Annotated in this window: 6 protein-coding genes; 2 read left to right on the plus strand and 4 right to left on the minus strand. The window is 68.6% G+C overall.

What is annotated here, in order from left to right:
- Positions 1–2: 2 nt before the first annotated feature.
- Genes AQ611_RS10075 through AQ611_RS10090 form a run of 4 tightly spaced genes read right to left on the minus strand, consistent with a single transcriptional unit; the run spans position 3 to position 13778 of the window.
- A complete protein-coding gene (locus AQ611_RS10075) occupies positions 3–464 on the minus strand; it encodes an antibiotic biosynthesis monooxygenase family protein (protein ID WP_069234415.1) in 462 nt (153 codons plus the stop codon).
- Between the two features lie 57 nt (positions 465–521).
- Positions 522–2063: a serine hydrolase domain-containing protein gene (locus AQ611_RS10080; protein WP_069234416.1), complete on the minus strand. Its 1542-nt coding sequence runs from the start codon at positions 2061–2063 to the stop codon at positions 522–524.
- Positions 2060–2665 (minus strand): c-type cytochrome, encoded by a 606-nt coding sequence (locus AQ611_RS10085; RefSeq protein WP_069234417.1) that lies wholly within the window; start codon positions 2663–2665, stop codon positions 2060–2062. The genes AQ611_RS10080 and AQ611_RS10085 overlap by 4 nt, the downstream gene beginning before the upstream one ends.
- Position 2666: 1 nt before the next feature.
- The gene (locus AQ611_RS10090; protein WP_069234418.1) at positions 2667–13778 is read right to left on the minus strand and encodes a non-ribosomal peptide synthetase; all 11112 of its coding nucleotides are present in this window, start codon (positions 13776–13778) and stop codon (positions 2667–2669) included.
- 326 nt (positions 13779–14104) lie between these two features.
- On the opposite strand from AQ611_RS10090, the gene AQ611_RS10095 reads away from it, so the two are divergent.
- A complete protein-coding gene (locus AQ611_RS10095) occupies positions 14105–14482 on the plus strand; it encodes a VOC family protein (protein ID WP_069234419.1) in 378 nt (125 codons plus the stop codon).
- Positions 14483–14611: 129 nt separating this feature from the next.
- Positions 14612–21232: a MupA/Atu3671 family FMN-dependent luciferase-like monooxygenase gene (locus AQ611_RS10100; RefSeq protein ID WP_231935809.1), complete on the plus strand. Its 6621-nt coding sequence runs from the start codon at positions 14612–14614 to the stop codon at positions 21230–21232.
- Positions 21233–21235: the final 3 nt, after the last annotated feature.

A 21235-nucleotide genomic window follows, 5' to 3' on the forward strand; every position in this document is an offset into this window, starting at 1 on the left:
GCTCAGTTCGTCGCGCCGGCGGCGGTCGCCGTGCTCGCCGCGTTGCGGTGAACGGGCACCGCGTACAGTTCGTAAATCGGACGCCGCGTATACAGGTCGCCTTCGCCGCCATAGCTGCTTTTCGCACCGACCGGATGCTCGCCACTCATCACCTTCGCGAAGAACTTGTCGTAGGACGCCCGATCGCGCCAAATCGTAAAGTGCTTGAAGGGCGCTGCGTTGTCGTCGGCGAGCGGCGCCAGGAGATAGGATTCGAGCAGGCCGTCCGTGCGCCCGATGGCGCCGGCGTAGCGCTGTTCGTACTGTGCCTCGAATTGCGCGCGCTTGCCCGGCGTCACGTAAATGCTGGCGATGGAAGCGACGGGCGCGTTTGAGCCGGCTGCGCCCATCACGGTTTGTGCGCAGGCCGGAACGCCGGCGAGCGCGGCCAGCAGCAGAATTGCGTTGCCAAAGCGGGTCTTCATGGTTTTCTCATGACGTGTCGAGTGGTGACGGAATACGATCGGTGACGATGCGCCGGATCAGTCCAGGCGGGGCACGATGTCCTCCAGCACTTTGCGGGCCACCCAGTTGCCGTCCGCCGAGGTCGCGCCCAACCTCACCACGACAAGATCCCGGTCCGGAACGACGATCACGAACTGGCCCTGGAAGCCGCCGAGATAGAACGCGCCGTGCGGCACCTCCGGACCCAGGGAATTGAGCCAGTAGCCGGCGCCGACTTCCGTGCCGATCGGCATGTTCCGCGCAAGCGTCGGGCGCAGGCTGTCCTTCAGCCAATTCGCGGGCAGCAGTTCGCTGGCGCGCGCGCTGTTGCGCGACTGATCGAGCAGGAACTGGCCGAGCCGGCCCCAGTCGCGGGCGGTCGCGAGCATGAACGACGACAGCATGTAGTTGCCGTCCGGCGCCGCTTCCAGCACCGCGCTCGTCATGCCCAGCGGACCAAGCAGCGCGCGATATGGATAGACAAGCGGGTCTTCCCGGTGCGCGCGCAACGAATCCGCAAGCACGGCCGACAGGATTTCATACGAGCCGCCCGAGTAGCGCCATGCCTCGCCGGGCAGCATCGTCCGCGCAACGTCGCGGGGCGTCAGACTCTTCGCCGGGCCGAGCACCGATTCGAAACGCTGCGCGTCCGGGAGCGGCTTCGGCGCACCGGCGGCGTCCTCGCGCGCGGCCAGCGGCTTGGCCGCCGCATACGCCGCAGGATCGTGCGCCGCGGTCAGCATCTTCATCAGATCCGAGCGCGTGCCGAGATAGCTTTCGCTCCACGCGAGTCCCGACGTCATGCGCAGCAGTTGATCGACGGAAATCTGACGGCGCGCGTCGTCGGGCGCGTCGCGCCATTCGTGCCGAAGGTCCTGTTGCCCGAGCGTCAACCACCCGCGCCGCACGAGCGTCCCGGTCAGCAGATTGGCGACGCCCTTCACCATCGAATAACCCGGCAGCGGCGTATCCATCGTGACGCCCTGCGCATATCGCTCCGCGACGATCCTGCCGCGATGCATGACCAGCACCGCGCGCGTATTCTTCAGCAGCGCGGAATCGTTCTCGTCGAACGCATGGTCCAGCGCGGGGATCAGCGCCGGGAGCGGAGCGGCCGCGAGCGGCGCGGGATGGGTCGCGCTGGCTTCGTCCACCTGCGGATAAGGTTTCGGCGACGCCGCCTGCGTCAGCGCGGGGGACACCGCGTTGTCGAGCGTGCAGCCCAGCCCGTCCCGATAGCGGGCGGTGCGCTTCACCGGGCCCAGGCTCGCGGAGACCACGCGGCGGTCGCGATCGATCTCCACCGGGATCGGCGGCAGATCGGCCAGATCCTGCGTGCGGATCTGCCGTTCGTCGAGTCCGGCAACGAAGAGACCGGAGCACATGATCTTGGCGTAGGTCGACGCGCCGATGAAGGCCGGGCTGGGGCCGTCCGGTGGGTTGTCGGCGGCGAGCGCGGCAAGCGGCGCGCCGGACAGCGCGGCGCTCAGCGCGACACCCTGCAGGTAGCGCTGCGCCGACAGCCAGTCGAGGAGACGCGGCGCGCGCGGCGAGCGGGAGGCAACAGACGGACGTTTCACTGGTTTTTCCTGTTCGAAGAAGTTGTCAGAAAGCCGATCACGGCATTCAGATCGTCGGCCGACAGCGCATTCAGGCTGTCGCGCATCCTGTCGGGCATGCCGCGGCGACCGTAGACGAAATCGCGCAGCGCGCCAACGAGGTACGCGCGGCCCTGCCCTCGCAGCAGCGGACTGTCGGCCGCCTGCTCATGGCAAACGGCGCAATGCTGCTGATAACGCGCAAAGCCGATGCCAGCGGTGCCGGCACCCGCGCCAGTCGACGGCAGCAAACCGGAGCGCTGCGACGCCAGATACGTCGCGAGCAGATCGATTTCTTGCGGCGTGAACGCCGGCATCAGACGCGGCATGAGACTGCCGTCGGCGCCGGGGTGGCGAAACGCGTCGAGCCGGCTGACGAGATAGCCTTTTTTCTGCCCGAGAATGACTGGCATCGCCCCGTCGTGTCCGCCCGCCGTGTCGTGACAGGACATGCAGTCTTTCACGTGATAGCGGTTATCGTCCGCGACCGCCGGCTGCGACGCGCAGATGAGCAGGCTCGCGTACACCGCGCGGCGCAGCGCGCCGTGCGTTCGATGAATCGTCCCGTGCGCGAATCGCGCCATGTCATTCAGCCTCCATGAGTGCCGCTTCGATGCGTTCGCGCATGACGCGTCGATCGAGCTTGCCGTTGTCGTTCAGCGGAATTGCCATGTCGCGATGCCAATGCCGCGGCACCATGTACGCCGGCAGTCGTTCGCCGCAATGCTGCCGGATGCGCTCCGTCGACAGTGCGTCGTCGGCCTGCAATACCGCGTGCAGTTCGACCACGCCCGCGCGGCCCGCGACCGGCACCACGACGGCGCGGGACACCCCGCCGCACGCGCCGATCACATGCTCGATCTCCGCGCACTCGATCCGATGACCGGCGATCTTGACCTGTGAATCGATGCGTCCGAGCAGTTCGATCACGCCGTCGGCCCGATAGCGCGCGAGGTCGCCCGTCCGGTAGCGGCGTTCGCCGGTCGGCGTGTCGACGACGAAGGCCTGCGCGGTCAGATCGTCGCGCTGCCAGTATCCGTCGCTCAGGCTCGCGCCCGCGATCGTCAATTCGCCGGCGACGCCATCCGGACAGGACAGGCCAAAGCTGTCCACGATGTCGCAGCGCTGTCCGCGCAGCGGCATGCCGTATGGGATTCGGGTCCAGTCGGGAGCCACCGTGGCCACGGGAAAGGATACCGACCAGATGCCCGCCTCGGTCGCGCCGCCGAGCGACAGGAAGCGCGCGCCCGGCGCGAGTTCGCGCAGCGCGTCCGGCAGATGCAGTGCGATCCAGTCGCCGCTCAGCATCACCCAGCGCAGCGGCAGCGTGCCGATCCGCGCGGTCTTGCCTTTCGCATAGTCGACGAGCAGTTCGAACAATGCGGGCGCGGTGTTCCAGATCGTGACCCGATGTTCGACGCAAAGCGCCCACCAGGCCCCCGGATCCATGCGCGCCGACGCATCCGGCATCACCAGCGTGGCGCCAGACGACAGCGTGCCGAACAGGTCGAACACGGACAGGTCGAAGCCAGGATCGGACAAACCGAGCACGCGGTCGCCCGCGCCAAGGCGCAGGCGGGCGCGCAGGTCGTCCAGCGTGTTCGCCACGGCGTGGCGGCGCATCATGACGCCCTTCGGCTCCCCGCTGCTACCTGACGTGAACATCACGTACGCGAGCGCGGCGGAATCGAAGACCGGCTGGAATTCGCCCAGATCGGTCTCGTCGTCGCGCTCGGGAACGTGGAACGTCCGGACCGCCGGCCGATCCGGTCGCGACGGCAGATCCGCGCCGTCCGAGAACGCATACCGGATGCCGTACCGATCGATCACGCTGGCCACGCGCTCGCGCGGCCAGCGCAACGACAGCGGCACGTACGCGAAACCGGCCAGTTGCACGGCGAGCGCCGCTACCGCATAGCGCCAGCCGGGCGCCATATGGAGCGCCACGCACGTCGTGCCGTTGGCTTCGCGCGTCAGGCGCGCGGCAAGCCGCGTCGCGCGCGTCCACAGCGCGCCGTAGGTCAGTGTGCGGTCCGACGCAATGACGGCCGCCGCATCGGGCGCCTCACGGCATCGGCGCGCGAACCGGCTCAGATAGTCCTCGCCGGGTTCGCTCTCGCGTTCGGTCGCGCGACGGCGCGCGCGTTGCGCGGCGGGCAGCCGGACGGACGGCGCGTTCGCTTCGTCCGGCGCGGCGGTCAGCGCGATCACCAGATCGCGGTAGGCCGCGAACATGTCGTCGATCACGCCCGGCGCGAACCGCTCATCGACGCTGTCCCAGTGCAGGCGCACCAGACCGCCCTCGCCCACCACCTGGTTGTCGATCCACACGCCAGCCGTGCGCGTGATCCGGTGGCGCTCCGTGCCCAGCGACGCGAAGGACGCCGCGCCGCCGTCGAGTTCCGGGATATGCGTAAAGACATAGCGCATCGCGTCCTGAGTCGCCGACGCGTGCCGCGCTTCGCGGGCCACTTCGACGCCGCCATAGTCGCGATGGTCCAGGTCCGCAAGCAGGCGCGCGTGGACCGCGCGCGCGAACGCAAAGAACGACGCGGCGGACGCGCCGTCGATTTCGAGCCACAGGACCGACGTGAAATCCCCCGCCACGCGATTGACGTGCGGGTGAACGGGCGGCCGGTCGAACCAGGTGAGCGTGATGGAAAACGCCTTTCGCTCCGACCAGCGTTGCAGCACCGCCACGTAAGCGGCGAGATACAGGCTGCTCGCCGGCACGCCGACGCGGGTGGCGAGCGCCGCAAGCGCCCGCTGCGCATCGGCATCGAGCGTGAGCGCGCGCCGCCTGACCACCGGCAAACGCGCATCGGCGTCGTTGCGCACCGGCAATGCCGGCATTCCCGGCAACGACGCGAGCCGTTCGCGCCAGTATCGTCGCGCCGCGTCCCGTATGGCCGGATCGGCATGCCGGCGCCGGTGCTCGAGTACGTCGCGGAATGAAATGTCGAGCGCCGGCAGTGCGGCATCCGGATCACGATAGAGCGTCGCACATTCGCGTGCGAGTATGCCGAGGCTCCACGCATCGGCGATCAGGAAGTCCACCTTGACGACGAGAATGTCCATCTCGGCCGAGAGCCGGAACACGCGCAAATCAAACAACGGCCCGCCATCGAGCGGGAGCGGCGCAAACGCGTGCCGCTCGCGCCATTCCAGCAGCACGGCCGCCTGGCGCGCCGGATCGAGGTCGCGCAGGTCCCGGCAAGCGATGCGATACGGCCGCGCGGGCTGCACCGACAACTGGCCGTCGCCATCGAACCGGGCACGCAGCATGCCGTGACGCGCAATCAGCCGATTCCACGCATGCGTGAGCCGGTCGGCGTCGAGGCGCGCGATTTCCCACTCCTGATACAGATGGCTGCCGCCGCCATCGGATCCCGCCTGATGGCGCGCAATCCAGTACGCCTGCTGCAACGGGGTGGGCGCGAACGGAACAGCCTCCGCGGCCGGGTTGCCGACGAGCGGCGTCGCGGCGGGCGCCGAGGTTCGTTGCGCGCGCACCAGTTGCGCCTCGTCGGCCAACGTCGGCGCGGCCAGCAGTTCCGCAACGCTCAGCCGGCAACCGAACCTGCGCTCGATCAGGCCGCCCAGTTGCAGCAGCAACAGCGAATGACCGCCGGCTTCGTCGAAGCGACTGTCCCGCGTGACGTCCGCGTCCGGCAACAGTTCGCGCCACAGGCCGGCCAGCGCCGCCTCCACGTCGTCCAGCGAGGTCGCGGCGGCGCTTTCGAGACGGCGCGCGTTCGTCGTGCGCAATGCCGTGCGATCGATCTTGCCGGTCGGCGTAAGCGGCATCTGCTCGAGCCGCCAGAACTGCGCGGGCCGCGCCTCCGCGCTCAACTGCGCGCGCAGCGCCTGCCGCCACGCATCGGGATCGCATTCCGGCGCACACTGCAGAAAAGCGATCAGCACGCCGTGCTGCTCGATCACGGCGGCGCGCCGTACCCGCGGCAGGCGTTCGAGACATGCCTCGACACCGTCGAGATCGACGCGCACGCCGCGCACCTTGATCTGCCGGTCACGCCGGCCGACGATCTCCACGCCGTGCGGGCCGACCCGCGCGAGATCCCCGGTGCGGAACAGCCGGCTGTCGCTGCGCTCGCGCGCCCAAGGATTCGGCATGAAGCGCTCGGCGGTCAACGCGGGCTGCCCGAGGTAACCGTGCGCCAGCGCCGCGCCGCTCACATACAACTCGCCCTCGCCTCCCGGCAGCACCGGGTCGAGGTTCGCATCGAGGACATGAAGGCACAGGTTGTCGAGCGGCGCGCCGACGGGAACGCCCGGTCCCGGATCGTCGGAGTCAGCGCACGCATCCAGTGCGAAAGCGCTGACATCCGCCGCCACCTCGGCGCTGCCATACAGGTTCAGGCATTGCACCGTGGGCAGCAGCGCGCGGACGCGTCGCGCGAGACCACGCGTCAGCGGCTCGCCGCTCACCGCAATGCGGCGCAGCGCCAGCCTGGGTCGCGATGGGCGCAGTTCGAACTGCGTCAGCAGGGATTCGAGCAGGGTCGGCACCACGACCAGATGCGTGACGCGGTGCTGCTGCAACAGATCGGCGATACGCCCGGCATCGCGGCATTCGGCATCGTCAGGCAGGACCAGCTGCGCGCCCGCGCACAAGGGACCGAGTACTTCGCAGAACACGTCGACAAAGCTCGCCGCCGTCTTCGCCAGGCAGACATCGCCCGGTTCGAGCGGATAACGCTTCAGTTGCCACGCGATGCGGTTGCTCAATCCGGCGCGCGTGCCGACGACGCCCTTCGGCTCGCCCGTGCTGCCGGACGTGAAGATCAGATAGGCCGGCAGCGCGCCTGCCGACGGCCAGCGTTCGAGGACCACCCGGTCCGGGTCCGAGACGCCGTCGACCGGCGCAACGTGCCGCCCGGACGGGAACGCGCCGCCCGCCCCTAGTTCGTCCGCGATGACGAACGCGGGCTGGCTCGCACGCAGCATTGCGTCGATGCGCACGGCGGGAAGCCGCGGGTCGATCAGCACCGCCGTCGCGCCCGCCTTCATGACGCCGAGCAGCGCCACAACCCAGCGAAACGAGCGCGGCACGATGATCGCGACGATCGCGCCGCGTGCGTCGCCAGCATCCAGCAAGCGCCGGGCCATGACCTGCACCGACGCGGCGAGCGTGCGATAGGCGTACTCGCGGTCGCCTTCGCGTAGCGCGATCCGCGCGGCATGTGCCGCCCACGCCGGCTCAAACAGGTCGCCGAGTTCCTGCACGGCGACCGGGGCGCCCGCCAGCCGCGAAGGCGTCATCTCCAGCCGCGTGACCGGTGCGACGCCGATCGTCAGCACATCCGCGTCCGGGGTCCGCGCGAACGCGCTCAGGATCGCGTCGAACTGCAACGCGAACGCGTCGGCCTGCTCCGGCGCGACGCGCGCGTGATCAAACGCCAGATAGAGCCGGTACGCACCCGTGGCGGCATCCCGGTCCACCCACAGCTTGAACGGATAGTGGGTCTTCTCTTCGCCGAAGTAGCCGAGCAGCCGCAACGCTCGGCCCAGCGCACCGGTGTCGGCGATCGCCTGCAGTTTGCGAAAGTGCGTGTAGTTGAAGCAGTTGTCGAACAGCGCCACGGACCAGGGCCGCTGAATGTCGCTCAAGGGCAGATGCCGGTGCGCGATCACCTGCGCCTCCGTGCGCATCAGCGCCGCGAGATAGCCGCCAATCGGCATCGATGCAAACACATGACGCAACGGCACCGTGTTCAGATGCAGGCCCAGTACCTCCGCGCCGCCATCGGTCTCGACGCGGGTGTGCGTCTCCAGCCCGACGACGACATCCAGTGTCCCGCACCAGAGCGACAGGGCTCTCAGATAGGCGGCGAGCAGCACGACCTTCGGCGTCGCGCCATGCGCGCGTGCCACGGCGTCGACGGAACCAGCCGCGCCGAAGGGCATTTCACGGATCACGATGTCGGGCGTCGGATCCCCCGCGGACGGCGCGCCGCGCGTCACGCGGCTAGGCGTGCAGTCTTTCAGGTGTTCGCGCCAGAATGCGCGCGAGTCGTCGCGCGCCACGACGTCGCGTTCATGGCGCACGTAATCATGAAAGGTGAGCGCAGGTGGCGCGGGACGGACTGGCGCGTCGCCATCGAGGAGGCGACCGTAGTGCGCCACCAGTTCCGCCAGCAGCGACGTGGCGCTCCAGCCGTCGAGCAGCGCGTCATCCAGCAGCAGCAGCACATGCAGGACGGGGCCGGCGGGCAGTGCGAACAGATGGACGGCCCGCCCGATCGGATGACGTGCAGCCGGCGTCCGTTCCGCCAGCCATTCGCGCACGGTCCGCCCGTGCAGCGCCTCGACGGTCACGGACGCGTCGCCCGCGGGATAGACGATCTGCATCGGCTCGCTATAGCCCGACGCGTCGATAACGGTTCGAAGTACCGGATGCCGTTCGACGCAGCTCGACCATGCCTGTTCGAGCAGCGCGGGCTCGAACGCCACACGGCTTTCGAGTTCCGCCCACAGCACATCGCGGTAGATCGTCTCATCGCCGTAACGGGACCGGTAATACACGATGCCCTGCTGCAACGCCGACAGCGGAAAGGCATCGACGGCCGCATCGGGCACACGCCGGCGATCGTCGCCCGATAGCAGCGCGAACGGCTCGGCGCGCCGCGCCGGACCGGCGGGCGGCGCGGCCGCATTCAGTCTGGCAAGCTGCGCGATCGTGGGCGCGCGATACAGATCGGCGAGCGACATCCGGAACCCGGCCTTTTGCGCGCTTTCGATCACCAGCAGACCGCTGAGCGAATCGCCGCCCAGCGCGAAGAAGTTGGCGTCGGCGGCGACCGATTCGAGGCCGAGGTGCCGTGCGACGATGTCGCGGAGCATCGCCTCCCGCTCGCTTTCGGCGAGTCCGTCATCGTTCGGCCGGTCGGCGATGCGGGTGCGGAATCGCTGCGCGCGCTGCTCGACCCGGTTCGCCAGATCGGCGACCGGCGCTGCGGCAACGATCGGATTTTCGAGCGCGCATCCGTCGATGAGGCGTTCGAGTGACGCGAGCGCTGTCGACGCCGGCAACCCATGAGAAAGCGCATCGCCCGCGATCGCCAGTGCGGGCAGCACGCGTTCGTCGAGCGGGGCGAAACGCACGCCGGCCATCGCCAGCAAAGGCACGTCGTGCGCATCCGTCACACAGACATCGGCGAGCACGAACGCTTGCGCCACATCGCGAATCGCGACGTAGCTATAACGCGCGGCGGCCAGCGATGCCACCGCTCGAATCCGCCCGAATGCGACCGGCACGGAGAACGTAGCCGCGCATGACTGGATCGGCGCCAGCGCGGCGTCCATCACCGCGGGATGCATGGGCCATTCGTCGAAGTCGCGGTCCAGCGCGCCGACCTGCAATTCGACGCGATAGAGGCTGCCGCACCGGCGAACCTCGCCCAGGCAGCTCCAGCGCGGGCCGACGCTCAGGCGCGCGGGAAGCCGGACCGCGCACGGCGCGGCACGCCCGTCCGAACAGGCCGCGATCCAGCGCGCCGGAACGTCGGCCAGAATCGGCTCGTCGGGCTGCGTCGCAACGGCCGTGCAGACCACTGCGCCGCTCGCGTTGCTGACGTCGAGCTTGCGGGACGCATCGGCGCGCGACACCGACAGCGCGACCCCGGCGCCGTCCGGCGCCAGCACGGGCGCAAGCAGCGCGACGTCGCTCAGATCCGCGTCCGGCGCCGCACCCAGCAACAGTGCGATATGAGCGGTTCCCGGCAACAGCGCGACACCATCGACCCGATGTTCGCGCAACAGCCATGCGTCGCGCGGCAAGACCACGTGTGCAGCGACGCTGCCGGCGTCGCGGGACCGGCCAACCAACGCGGGACGCGCGCCGCACCAGCCGCGCAACGCGCGCGCCATGCCGGTGTCCAGCCAAGTGTCCCAGGCAATCGACAGCACACGCCATGGGGCTGCACGGCTTCGTGCGAACGCGTCGAGATACGCGTTCGCCGAGCAGTATTCGGCTTGCCCCACGCCGCCCAGCCAGGCGTTGACCGAGCTGGCCAGCACCATGAAATCGAGCGGCACGTGCGCGAACACCCGGCATAGCGCCTGCACGCCGCGAACTTTTGCCGCGCAGCGTCGCCAGGCCTGGTCGGGATCCTTGGTCAGCAGCACGCCTTCGCCGCTCGCGCCCGCGCAGTGGAAGACACCGTGAATTGCGTGCAGCCCGCCGTCGATCCCGTCGCCCAGCCGCGCGAGTTGTGCGTCGCTTTCGACGTCCGCCTGAACGTAGACGACGCACGGATGCTGTTCGCAAAAGGCGCGCCAATCGTCGAGCGCCGTCTGCGCGCGTCGCCCGCACACGAGTACGCGCGCGCCATAGGCGCTTGCCAGCCATGCCGCCAGCGCTCGCCCGATTCCGCCCGCGCCGCCTGTCACCAGATAGGTTCCGCCGGTGCGCAACACCGGAGCGGGCATCGCGGTCGCTTCGTCGAACCCTCCCGGCATGGTTTCGATACGCGGAGCGTACACGCGCGCGCCGCGCACGGCGAAGACGGCGAACGCGCCGTCAGCGTCCGCGTCGGCCGCGATCAGGGCCGCGGCGGTTCGCCAGCCCGCATCGTGTTCGATGCCGTCGGAATTCCCCGCGACGTCGTACACCCGGCAGACGACGCCCGACGTTTCCTGAGGCAGCACGCGCGCCGGTCCCCACACCGCGGCCCGGTCGGCACTCGGCGACACGCCTTCAGCGTCAGTCAGTCCCGACGAGATCCAGTGAATGCGCAGCACCTGTTTCGCGTCCGTCGGCCCTGCCGCGATCGCGCTCGCGAATGCCAGCGCACAGGCGAGCGACGTGTCGAACGCAAGCGCGGTCGCACCCGCACCGTCGAAATAGATCAGCGACGCGGGAACGTTCGCTGCCGCTTGCCCGGCCCACGCGCGCCGCCACGCTGCGACGGACGTGAAGTCGAAGCACTGCGACGCGGCCCTGCGCGCATCGTGCGCGACGCCATCGGGCGTATGCATCCATACGTCGAGCTCGCCGATCGCGGTGAGACTGTCGCGCAACGTATCGGGCAACGGCGTCGCCGCGACGCACAGGATCCGGCCTGGACCGCGAGCAGGAACCCGGCGACGCGAATCGCGCATCCAATGCAGATGCGCGACATGCGCATTCTTGCCCGCTTCGGGGCGCGGCACGTCAGGTTTCGCCTGATACGTCAGCGTCGTTCGCTTGAATGGATAGCCGGGCGCCGACGTCGTACGCGGACGGGACCGATGCAGCCGGGTCCAGTCGACATCGACGCCGCGCGTCCACAGCTCGGCTAGCGAACGCACGCCTGCCGCTTCGTCGAACCCATCCGCGATGACCGTACACGAGGAAAGCGCGTCGAGGCACCGTGCAAACGGCGAGTCCGGCGCGGTCCCGACGCCGATCCGTTGAAGAATCGCCGCGCCGCCGGACAGTGTGCTCAGCACTGTGTCTGTCAAGCGCGCGGGCGCGTGGGCGCGCATCGCCCAGTGCGACGGCTGACGCGCGTCGTTCCGCGTCAGCCAGCCGCCCGTGACGCACGATGCGACGGGAATCGCCGGATGAGCCGTCTCGACATCCAGCAGCCCCTCGGCAGGCGCGGCGGCGGCCCATGACGACGACGCGCGCCGCGCGTGCGCCTCGTCAACGTCGCCTTGCCGGCCGGCCCCGCCATCGCCATCGCCATCGGCATCCGCCGAGGTCGCCGCGAGCCGGTTCGCGCAGCGCTGCGCCAGTTCGAGCGCATCGTCCGGCGAGAACATCCCGGATACGGCCGCGGCGATCAGTTCGCCGATCCCTTCGCCCAGCAACGCGCGCGGCGCCACCCCGCATGCCAGGTAATGCTGCGCCAGCGCGTAGCCATGAACGAACGTCGCCAGATACGCACTGCGCGCATCGTGCACGCGCGCCTCGTCCGCCGCTTGCGCGTGGCCGCCGAGCAACCATTGCCGCACCCGCGCCGCCACGCGTGCATCGAGTCGGCCGAGCAGCCGGTCGAGGTTCGCCGCGAACACCGGCGCATTGCGATAGGACGTCGCGCCCGCGCCGGCGAACGGCATGCATTCGCCGGCAAACGCCCAGATCACACCCGGCGCGACGTCCGGCGCCGGTTCGGCACCCTCGGTGCGCAGACAGGAAAGATCGCCGCGCACGCCATCGCGCCGCGCGAGCAACACGCCGCGATGACGGCCCCGCCCGCGCCTGCGTTGCAGCGTGTAGGCGAGGTCCGGTAATCCGGCCGATGGCGCAGCATGCGCCGCCTCGACGAGCACGTCCAGGTAACGCTGCAGCGAATCGACATGCGGCGCGACGAGCGGCATCGCCTGCATCGCATCGTTGCAACCTGTACATACCGCGTCACCACTCGTGTCGGGTGCTTCCTGCAGCACGACGTGCGCATTCGTGCCGCCGATGCCGAACGAACTGACGCCAGCCAGCCGCGCACGCGTCCCGCGCGGCCACGGCGCGACTCGGTCGCAAATCGCGAATCGTCCGTCGGTCGGAAGGGCCGCGGTTTCGCCGGAGACATTCAACGTCGGCGGCAGCACGCCGTGATGCAGGCTCAACGCAGTCTTGATCAGTCCGGCGACGCCGGCCGCGTTGTCCGTGTGCCCAAGATTGCTCTTCACCGAGCCGAGCAGGCAACGCCGCCCGGACGATCCGGCTGCGCCGAACGCCTGATCGAGCGCGCGCAATTCGATGCGGTCGCCGACCACCGTGCCGGTGCCATGCGCTTCGACGTAATCGATGTCGTCGCCGCTCACGCCCGCCACCGCGTGCGCCATGCGAATTACTTCGGTCTGCCCGCGCTCGCCGGGCGCTGCGTATCCCGCCTTGTCGGCCCCGTCGTTGTTGACGGCCGACCCGCGAATCACCGCGTAGATGCGGTCGCCGGCCGCGCGTGCGTCCGCGCATCTCCGCAGCACGACCACGCCGACGCCATCGCTGAAAACCGTCCCGCCCGCATCGCGCGCGAATGGCCGGCACACGCCGTCTCGCGCCTCAATGCCGTCCGCGAAATGGCGATAGCCCTGCTGCAACGGAAAATGAACGCTCGCGCCGCCCGCCAATGCGACATCGCAATCGCCGTCGAGAATCGACTGGCACGCCAGATGTACGGCGACCAGCGACGTCGAGCAGGCGCTTTGCACCGTGACGGCCGGGCCATTTAAATCGAGTTTATAAGCCACTCTTGAAGTGGCCGTGTCCTTGTCATTGGCAATACCGGCGCGCCACCGATCGAGTCCACTCCATTTGCGCAGATCATTTGACAAATGCGTGACAAGATAGGTGTTAAAGCCGACGCCGCCATATACGCCAATTCGCTGGTCTTTATCGTGCGCGAGCGTGGCGTCTTCAAGAGCATGCCAACAGGTTTCGAGAAAGATGCGCTGCTGTGGATCCAGCAAAGCGGCTTCTTCGGGCGCATAGCCGAAAAACGCGGCGTCGAAATCGAGCGCATGATCAAGACTGCCATTCGCCCTGACATAAGCGCTATCGGCAAGAACTTCCGGCGGCACTCCGGCGCAACGCAATGCGTCGTCGGACAGCAGGCGGATAGCGCTGCGACTTTCCAGCAGAAAACGCCAGAATGCCTGGACATCGCTCACGCCCGGAAAGCGGCACGCGATGCCGACAATGGCGATCGCTCCATGCTCGTCGGACAGCGTAATCTCCTGATTCTTTTGCATTCTGATTCGATCTCGCCCGTCTCGGGTCTACGCCCGCACACGCTGCTCTGCCGTCCTGCGGACATTGACTGCCCGCGCCTCTCGCCGTCGCCCGTTCACTTTAAAAAAATAAGGCAGCCGCTTCTTTCCCCCATGCCGCCGCCCCGGTTTTACGTGGTTGCTTACGACATGTAAGTCGCGGAGGAGTATGACATAGATGTCTCAAGAAACACAAATCATTCTCACTACCAATAGCAATTACAAATTGGATCGACTACTCTATCGCGACATTACGTCTGCCTGACATACGGCTGCCCACCCTCTTATCTGATGAAGCAGGAGCTCCAATGACCCTTCCCATGACTCGTGTGATTCTTTACGTCCACGACGTGGCGCCGCTTAAGTCGTTCTATCAAAAGTATTTCGATCTGCCGGTCGTCGAGGAAATAGACGGCGAATGGGTGGTATTCAAGGCGGGAGAAATCGAACTGGCTCTGCACCTGGCCGGCGAGGCCTATCAGAAGAAGCCCGCGGCGCCCGCTCGACGGCGCACCAACACGAAATTCGTGTTCTTGATCGCAACGGGCATTGCCGAGCATCACGATCAACTGGCGGCGGACGGCGTCGTCGTGCAGCCGATGAAGCGTTACGACGGCTTCGCTTATCAGATGTACGACGGCGTCGATCCGGAAGGCAACGTATTCCAGGTCATGCAGTTCGACTGACGCCGTCCGCCTTCCCGTTTCTGCCGTTGCTTCCGATCATCCGCGATTTCACAGGCCCGAACGCCATTCATGACTACGCCCTGCCTGCTGGCGGACGCCCCGGGCCCGACGTGCTCCAGAACGCTTCCCATGACGCTGGGACAACGGCGGCTGTGGGCGCTCGAACAACGTCATCCCGGCAGTGCCGCCTACCACCACCTCAGCGCGCTGCGACTCGCGGGTCCGCTGGACGAGGCCGCGCTGCGCGTGTGCCTGCAGCAAGCCGTCGATGCGCACGACAGCCTGCGCATGCGCTTTCCGCGCGTGAACGGCGAGCCGGTGTGCCGGATCGACGCGCGCTGCGCGCTGCCGTTGCGGCGCTACGATCTGAGCGGAATCGATGCGGATGCGTGCGACGCAGCGCTCCGGCAGTTGGCGCACGAAGAAGTCCGGCGCGCGTTCGATCTGGAAGCCGGGCCGCTGCTGCGCGCGAGTCTGCTGTCGATCGCGCCCGGACAAGCCGTTCTGTTGCTCTGCTTTCACCACATGATCACGGATGGCTGGTCATTAGGCATCCTGGTCAATGACATCGCGACGCGATATCGCGCCTATATATCGAACGACGCGCCGCCCCGGGACACGGCGCCCCGCCCCGCGTGCGAGACGATCGACGACTATGTCTCCCAGACGCTCGGCGCGATCGGGACACCCGCCCATCGCGCGTCGCTGAGCTACTGGCAACGGCAGCTTGCTGACCTGAGATGGACGCGGATTCCGGCCGACGCCACGCCGGCGGCACACGCGCCGGTCTCCCGGCGGGGCCGCACGCTGCGCCGCCGTTTCGACGACGTGCCGACGGCGCTCGACGCGCCGGCGCGCAAGCTGTGCGTAACGCGCTATCAGTTGTTGCTGAGCGCGTTCCTACTGTACCTGTCCCGACGTTGCGGCAGCAATGACGTCGCGATCGCGACGCTGCTCGCCAACCGCAACACGCGCGCCCGGCAGCACCTCGTCGGCTACCTCGCCAACACGGTCGTGGTTCGGCATCGTTTCGCGCCGGACCAGCGGGCGGCCGAACTCGTCTCCGGCGTGGCGGCCACGGTCCGCGATCTGCTGCGGCACGGCGACGTATCGCTGTACAGCATCGCGGAGCACATCCCGCAAGCGGTATCGCGGGAGCCGTCCATTCTGTTCGCTTTCCAGAACAACCCGTTGCCGCCGATGCAGCTCGGCGACGTGGTGCTGACGACGCTCGACCTCGAGACGGGTTGCGCAAAATTCGATCTCAGCGTCTATGCCGCGGAAAGCGAAGGCAGTCTCGATCTGTGGATCGAATACGATACGGGGCTTTATCGCGACGCGAGCATCGCGTCGCTCATCGAGGGCTTTCGCGCGACGATTGACGCACTGTGCGCGGCGCTCGCCGATCCCGGCACGAGCGTCGAGCGGCGGCTCTGCGGCGTCGTCGCGCCGTCCGCGCTGCTCGGCGCCGATCCGGTCGCGAACCCGGACGCGTCGCTGCTCCGCGCGCTGCTGGACTGCGCGGCGCGCACGCCGGACGCGGTCGCGCTCGAAGCCGACGGCCAGATCCTCACCTTTGCCCGCATGCGCGACGGCGTCGCGTCGATCGCCGCCGCTCTCGATCGACTTGGCGCGACGCCGGGCGAACGCGTCGCGATACTCGGCGAACGCACCCCGGCCACGCTGTGCACGATCTGGGCCTGCCTCGCGCTCGGTCTCACCTACCTGCCGCTCGCGCGGGATCTACCGAACGCGAAGCTGCGGCTCATCCTCGACGATGCGGCGCCCGACTGGCTGCTCGCCGACGCGCCCGTGCACGATCTGCCGGGCGCGTGGCGGGTGGTGTCGCCCTGGCTCGCGGGTCCGCCGGCGCACGCGGCGCTCGCGGCGCTCGCGCGCGCGGCGTCGTTGCCGCCGATGCTGCCGGCCTACCTGCTCTACACGTCCGGATCGACGGGCCGCCCCAAAGGCGTCCTCGTGTCGCGCGCCAACCTGGACGCCTTCTGCGCGGCGATGGACCAGACCGTGCCCCGCACACGCTCGGATGTCTGGCTCGCGGTGTCGAGCCTGTCGTTCGACATTTCCGCCGTCGAACTCCTGTGGGCAATGAGCCGGGGCTTCCGGGTCCGGGTCGACACCCTGGTGGCGCTCTGTGCGTCCCGCGCGCCGAGCACGCGCGAGGATGTCGGCCCGATCCCGTCGCTGAGCGCCTTCTACTTCGGGGCCACGGACCTGTACGCGCCCGACGAGCACCTCCGGATCCTCGAGCACACGGCCCAATGGGCCGATCGCCACGGCTTCCACGCGCTCTGGACGCCCGAGCGTCACTTCTCGTCGTTCGGCGGTTTTTTCCCGAACCCCGCCCTGACCTGCACGCATCTCGCCGCGCTCACCGAGCGCATTGCGATTCGCGCTGGCAGCGTCATCGGTCCGCTGCACCATACTGTCCGGCTGGCGGAAGACTGGGCCGCCGTCGCGCGGCTGTCGGGCGGTCGCGCCGGCCTCTCGCTCGCCCCGGGCTGGAATCCGGCCGATTTCGTACTCGCCGGGCGACCGATCGCGGAACGCGCGGACACCGTGGCGCAGCAAGTACGCGACCTGAGGCGGCTATGGAACGGCGAGCCAATCGCGTTTCGCGATCCCGACGGACGCTATTTCAACGCCCGAATACCGCGTGTGTCGCACGCCGACGTCCCGCTCGCGTTGACGGTGTCGAACCGACCCGAGCAGTTCGAACTCGCGGCGGAACAGGGACTCGACGTACTCACGCATTTGCTCGAACAGGACGTGACGCAGCTATCGCGCAATATCGAACGTTACCGCCAAACCTGGCAGACCTGTCACGGCGAGGCGAGACCGCCGGGCCGCGTCGTGCTGATGCTGCACACCTACCTCGACGCCGATGACGACACGGCGTCCGCCGTCGCCCAGCCATTTCTCGCCCGCTATCTGGCCAGCGCGCGCAACGCGCTGCGCAGTCTCGCGAACGGCCATAAGGCGCCCGAGCCGCACACGGAAAGCGGGCTGCTCGACAGCGCCGCCCGGCGGCTCATCGCCGAGCGCAGCCTGATCTGCGGCGCGGGGACGGCGACGCGGCGGCTGCGGCAACTGCAACGGCTCGGCGTAGACGAAATCGCCTGCCTGATCGATTTCGGTCCCGATCGCGCAGCCATCCTCGCCAGCCTGGCGCGGCTCGCAACGGTGCGCGACACCGCCTGCCAGCCGCGCGCCGAACCCGTCGCGCCGCCGCCCGCGACCCATTTTCAATGCACGCCGTCGGCCGCACGGCTGCTCGTCGCGCGTGCGGATGGTCTGCCCGCGCAACTGGACGGACTCGCCTGCTGGGCGATCGGCGGCGAGGCTCTCGACGACGCGCTGGCGCGGCAGTTGCGCCAGTCGACCGACGCGACCCTGCTGAACCTGTATGGCCCGACCGAAGCGACGATATGGGCCACCTGCGCCGCCATTCCCGCGCGGCGCGTCGGGCCGCTCAGCATCGGCCGGCCACTGGCGGGCACGCGCGTCCATCTGCTGGATGATGCGCTGCGCCCCGTGCCGCCGGGCGTCGAAGGGCAGATCCATCTCGGCGGCGCGGGCGTCTCGCAAGGGTACTGGCGACAACCTGCGCTGAGCGCGGCAGCCTTCATCCCGGATCCGTTCGGCGGGCCCGGCGCGCGCCTGTACGCGACGGGCGATTACGGCCGCGTCACTGCGTCCGGGACGCTCGAATTCACCGGCCGCCGCGACAGTCAGATCAAGCTTCATGGCCATCGCGTCGAACTGACGGGCCTGCGCGACACGCTGCTGCGGCATTCCGCCGTGGCGGATGCTTACGTTCATCCGAGTGCGGACGCGGCGACGCACAGCGGGCCGCGGATCGTCGCCTTCGTCGTGCCGCGCGAGCCGGCGGACGACGCATTGGCCGCCGATTTGCGCGACCACTTCGGCCATTACTGGGAGCTCGGCAGCCAGCCGCACGACATCGTTCTCGTGCCGTCGATTCCGCTCACCGCCAGCCAGAAGACCGATACTCGGCGTCTTGATGCGATGTATCGCGCGCACCTCGAACACCTCGAACAAGCGTCATCCGTCGCGCCGACGTGCGCCGACGATTCCCGGTCAGCCGCGGCCCGCGCCGAACTGATCGACATTTGGCGCACGGCGCTGCCCGGCTTCGAGACCGGCGCGGATTTTCATCGCGCGGGCGGCAATTCGCTGATCGCAGTGCGGCTGCTGGCGCAGGCGAACGCCCGCTTCGGCGTCGACCTCACGCTGCAGGACTTTTACCGCTCGCCGACGCTGGCCGGTCATCTGCGCGCGATCCTCGCGAGCGACGCCCGCGCGCCGGCACGCGCGCTGACGCGCATCGCACGACGCGGCGACTATCCGACCTCGTTCGCGCAGCGTGCGATGCTCATTCTCGACGCGATGGGTCATGCGCGTCACGACGCCTATCACGATCATGTCGTGCTCGAACTCGACGGTGCGCTGTCGGTCGCCGCACTCCGGCGCGCCTATGCGACGCTGTTGCAGCGTCACCGCATCTTCACCTCCGCCTACCGCTTCGAGGCAGGCGACTACCGGCAGGTATGGCGCGACGATGTCCCGCCTGATTTTCGTATCGTCGACGCCCCGGCGTCCCGTCACGAAGCCCTCCTGAGCGCTTTCGTCGAGGAGCCGTTCGATCTGGCCGGCGGCCGGGTCGTGCGCGCGCTGCTGCTGCCGATTGGAGGCTCCGCGTCGCGCCTGTGCGTCGCCGTCCATCACGTCGTCAGCGACGGCGCGACCTTGCGGCTGATGCTGGAAGAATTGCTACACCACTACCAGCGGGCCGTGGACGGCCAGCCGGTGAACGCGGCCGAGGCCGACTGGCAGTACGTCGATTTCGCGCACTGGCAGCGCCAGCACGTCGATGTCCGCCGCGCGGAACTGGAAGCCTTCTGGAGCGGCCAGCTCGCCCGCGGCCGCTGCGCCACGCGCATCGGGCCGGCGCGCGCGCCAGCCGATGCCGGCCCGATGCCGGTAGCCGGACACCTGCATATCGAAATCCATGCCGCCGCGACGCGGATCATCGACGAACAGGTCGTCACGCATTGCATCGGCGAACTGGCCGTGCTAACCGCGCCCCTCGTTCTCGTGCTCGAGCAACCCGGCGCGGACACGCCCGTCGCGATCGCCACCGACGCGCGCAACCGCGAACGTCCGGAGTTCGAGCGCATTCCGGGCATGATGGTCAACCAGTTGCTGCTGGCCATGCGCATGCCCGACGCGGGCGGCCTCGACACGGTCCTGCAAGACTGTCAGCGCCAGATCGCCGATGCGTTCAGCCATCAGGCGTATCCGTACGAGCGGCTGGTCGCGCTGTCGCGCAAATCGCCGGCAGGGCCCGACGGCGCGGCGCTGTTCGACGTCAAGTTCGTGCTGAACGATGCGCGCACGCCGGTCGCCGCACCTGGCTTTCACATCGTCGAGCGCACGCTGCCGCCGCGCGTCGCGAAGTTCGGCATGCTCATCAACATCGCGCGCGACGGCGACCGCTTCACGGGAAGCATCGTGTTCGACAGCCGCCGCTACTCGGCCGATGCCGTCCGGCAACTGTGGGACGACTATCGCTTCATGCTCGAACACCTGCCGCGCATGCGCGACGTGCGCGACGCGCGACACGCGCTGGCGGCGCGGCGCAGCCGCGGCGACGCACAACGCGGCCCGACTCCCGAAGCCGCGCGCGCTCCGCACATGCCGTCGCTGCTGGTGCAGTTGCGCAATGCGCGCCGCCAGCCGTTGGCGCCCGAGCGCGCGAGGCTGCGCGTGCTCGCGGAGGACGCCGGCTGCCCCGTGCCCAGGATCGAACCGGAGCGTCCCGGCACGCCGCTCGCGACCGTGATCGAGGAAGCGCGAAGCGCCATCGTCGAACGCGTTCAACGCGATGGCGCGGTCTTGCTGAAAGGTTTCGCCGGTGTCACCGCCGCCGAACTCACGCGGGTCGCGACCGACCTGTGCGGTGAACTCGTCCCGTACATTGAACGGTCGACGCCGCGCACCCGTCTGGGCGATTCGCTCTATACGGCGACGGAATACCCGGCGCACCAGCGTATCGACCTGCACAATGAAAATGCCTATGCGCATCGCTGGCCGGGGACCCTGTTCTTCTGGTGCGCGCAGCCCGCGTCGTCGGGCGGCGAAACGCTGCTGGCGGATTCCCGCCGCATCCTCGCCCGGCTTCCGGACGCGCTGCGCGACACGTTCCTGCGCAAAGGCGTGCTGTACCGGCGCGAGCTCGGCCCACCGCTCGGCATGGCGTGGCAGTACGTGTTTCAGTGCGACCAGCGCCACGAAGCCGACGCCCTCGGCCGCGCCGCGGGCTACCAGATCACCTGGCGTTCGGACGAACGCGTCAGCCTGGCCCGTGTCGCGGACGCGGTCGCGACGCATCCTGTCACCGGCGCCGCGTGCTGGTTCAACCACGCGCTGTTCTTTCACGAAAGCAGTCTGCCCGACGGCATTCGCGACGGTCTGCGCACGCTGTACGGGGAAGACTACCTGCCTCATCAGTCGTTCTACGGGGACGGCTCGCCGATCGATCAGCCCGCGCTCGATGCGCTCCGCTCGGCGCATCGGCATTGCGAACGCACGCTGCGGCTGGAACAGGACGATGTGTTGATCATCGACAACCTGCTGATGGCCCACGGCCGTTGCGCGTATGAAGGCCCGCGCGACATCCGGCTGATCATGGGAAAAACAATCGAATGACAT

The organism is Burkholderia singularis (assembly GCF_001718875.1).
Classification (GTDB): domain Bacteria; phylum Pseudomonadota; class Gammaproteobacteria; order Burkholderiales; family Burkholderiaceae; genus Burkholderia; species Burkholderia singularis.

Bases quoted from the DNA above. Each gene is read 5' to 3' on its own strand.
- AQ611_RS10075 (WP_069234415.1), bottom strand. From the start codon at position 464: ATGAAGACCCGCTTTGGCAACGCAATTCTGCTGCTGGCCGCGCTCGCC.
- AQ611_RS10085 (WP_069234417.1), bottom strand. From the start codon at position 2,665: ATGGCGCGATTCGCGCACGGGACGATTCATCGAACGCACGGCGCGCTG.
- AQ611_RS10090 (WP_069234418.1), bottom strand. From the start codon at position 13,778: ATGCAAAAGAATCAGGAGATTACGCTGTCCGACGAGCATGGAGCGATC.
- AQ611_RS10095 (WP_069234419.1), top strand. From the start codon at position 14,105: ATGACCCTTCCCATGACTCGTGTGATTCTTTACGTCCACGACGTGGCG.
- AQ611_RS10100 (WP_231935809.1), top strand. From the start codon at position 14,612: ATGACGCTGGGACAACGGCGGCTGTGGGCGCTCGAACAACGTCATCCC.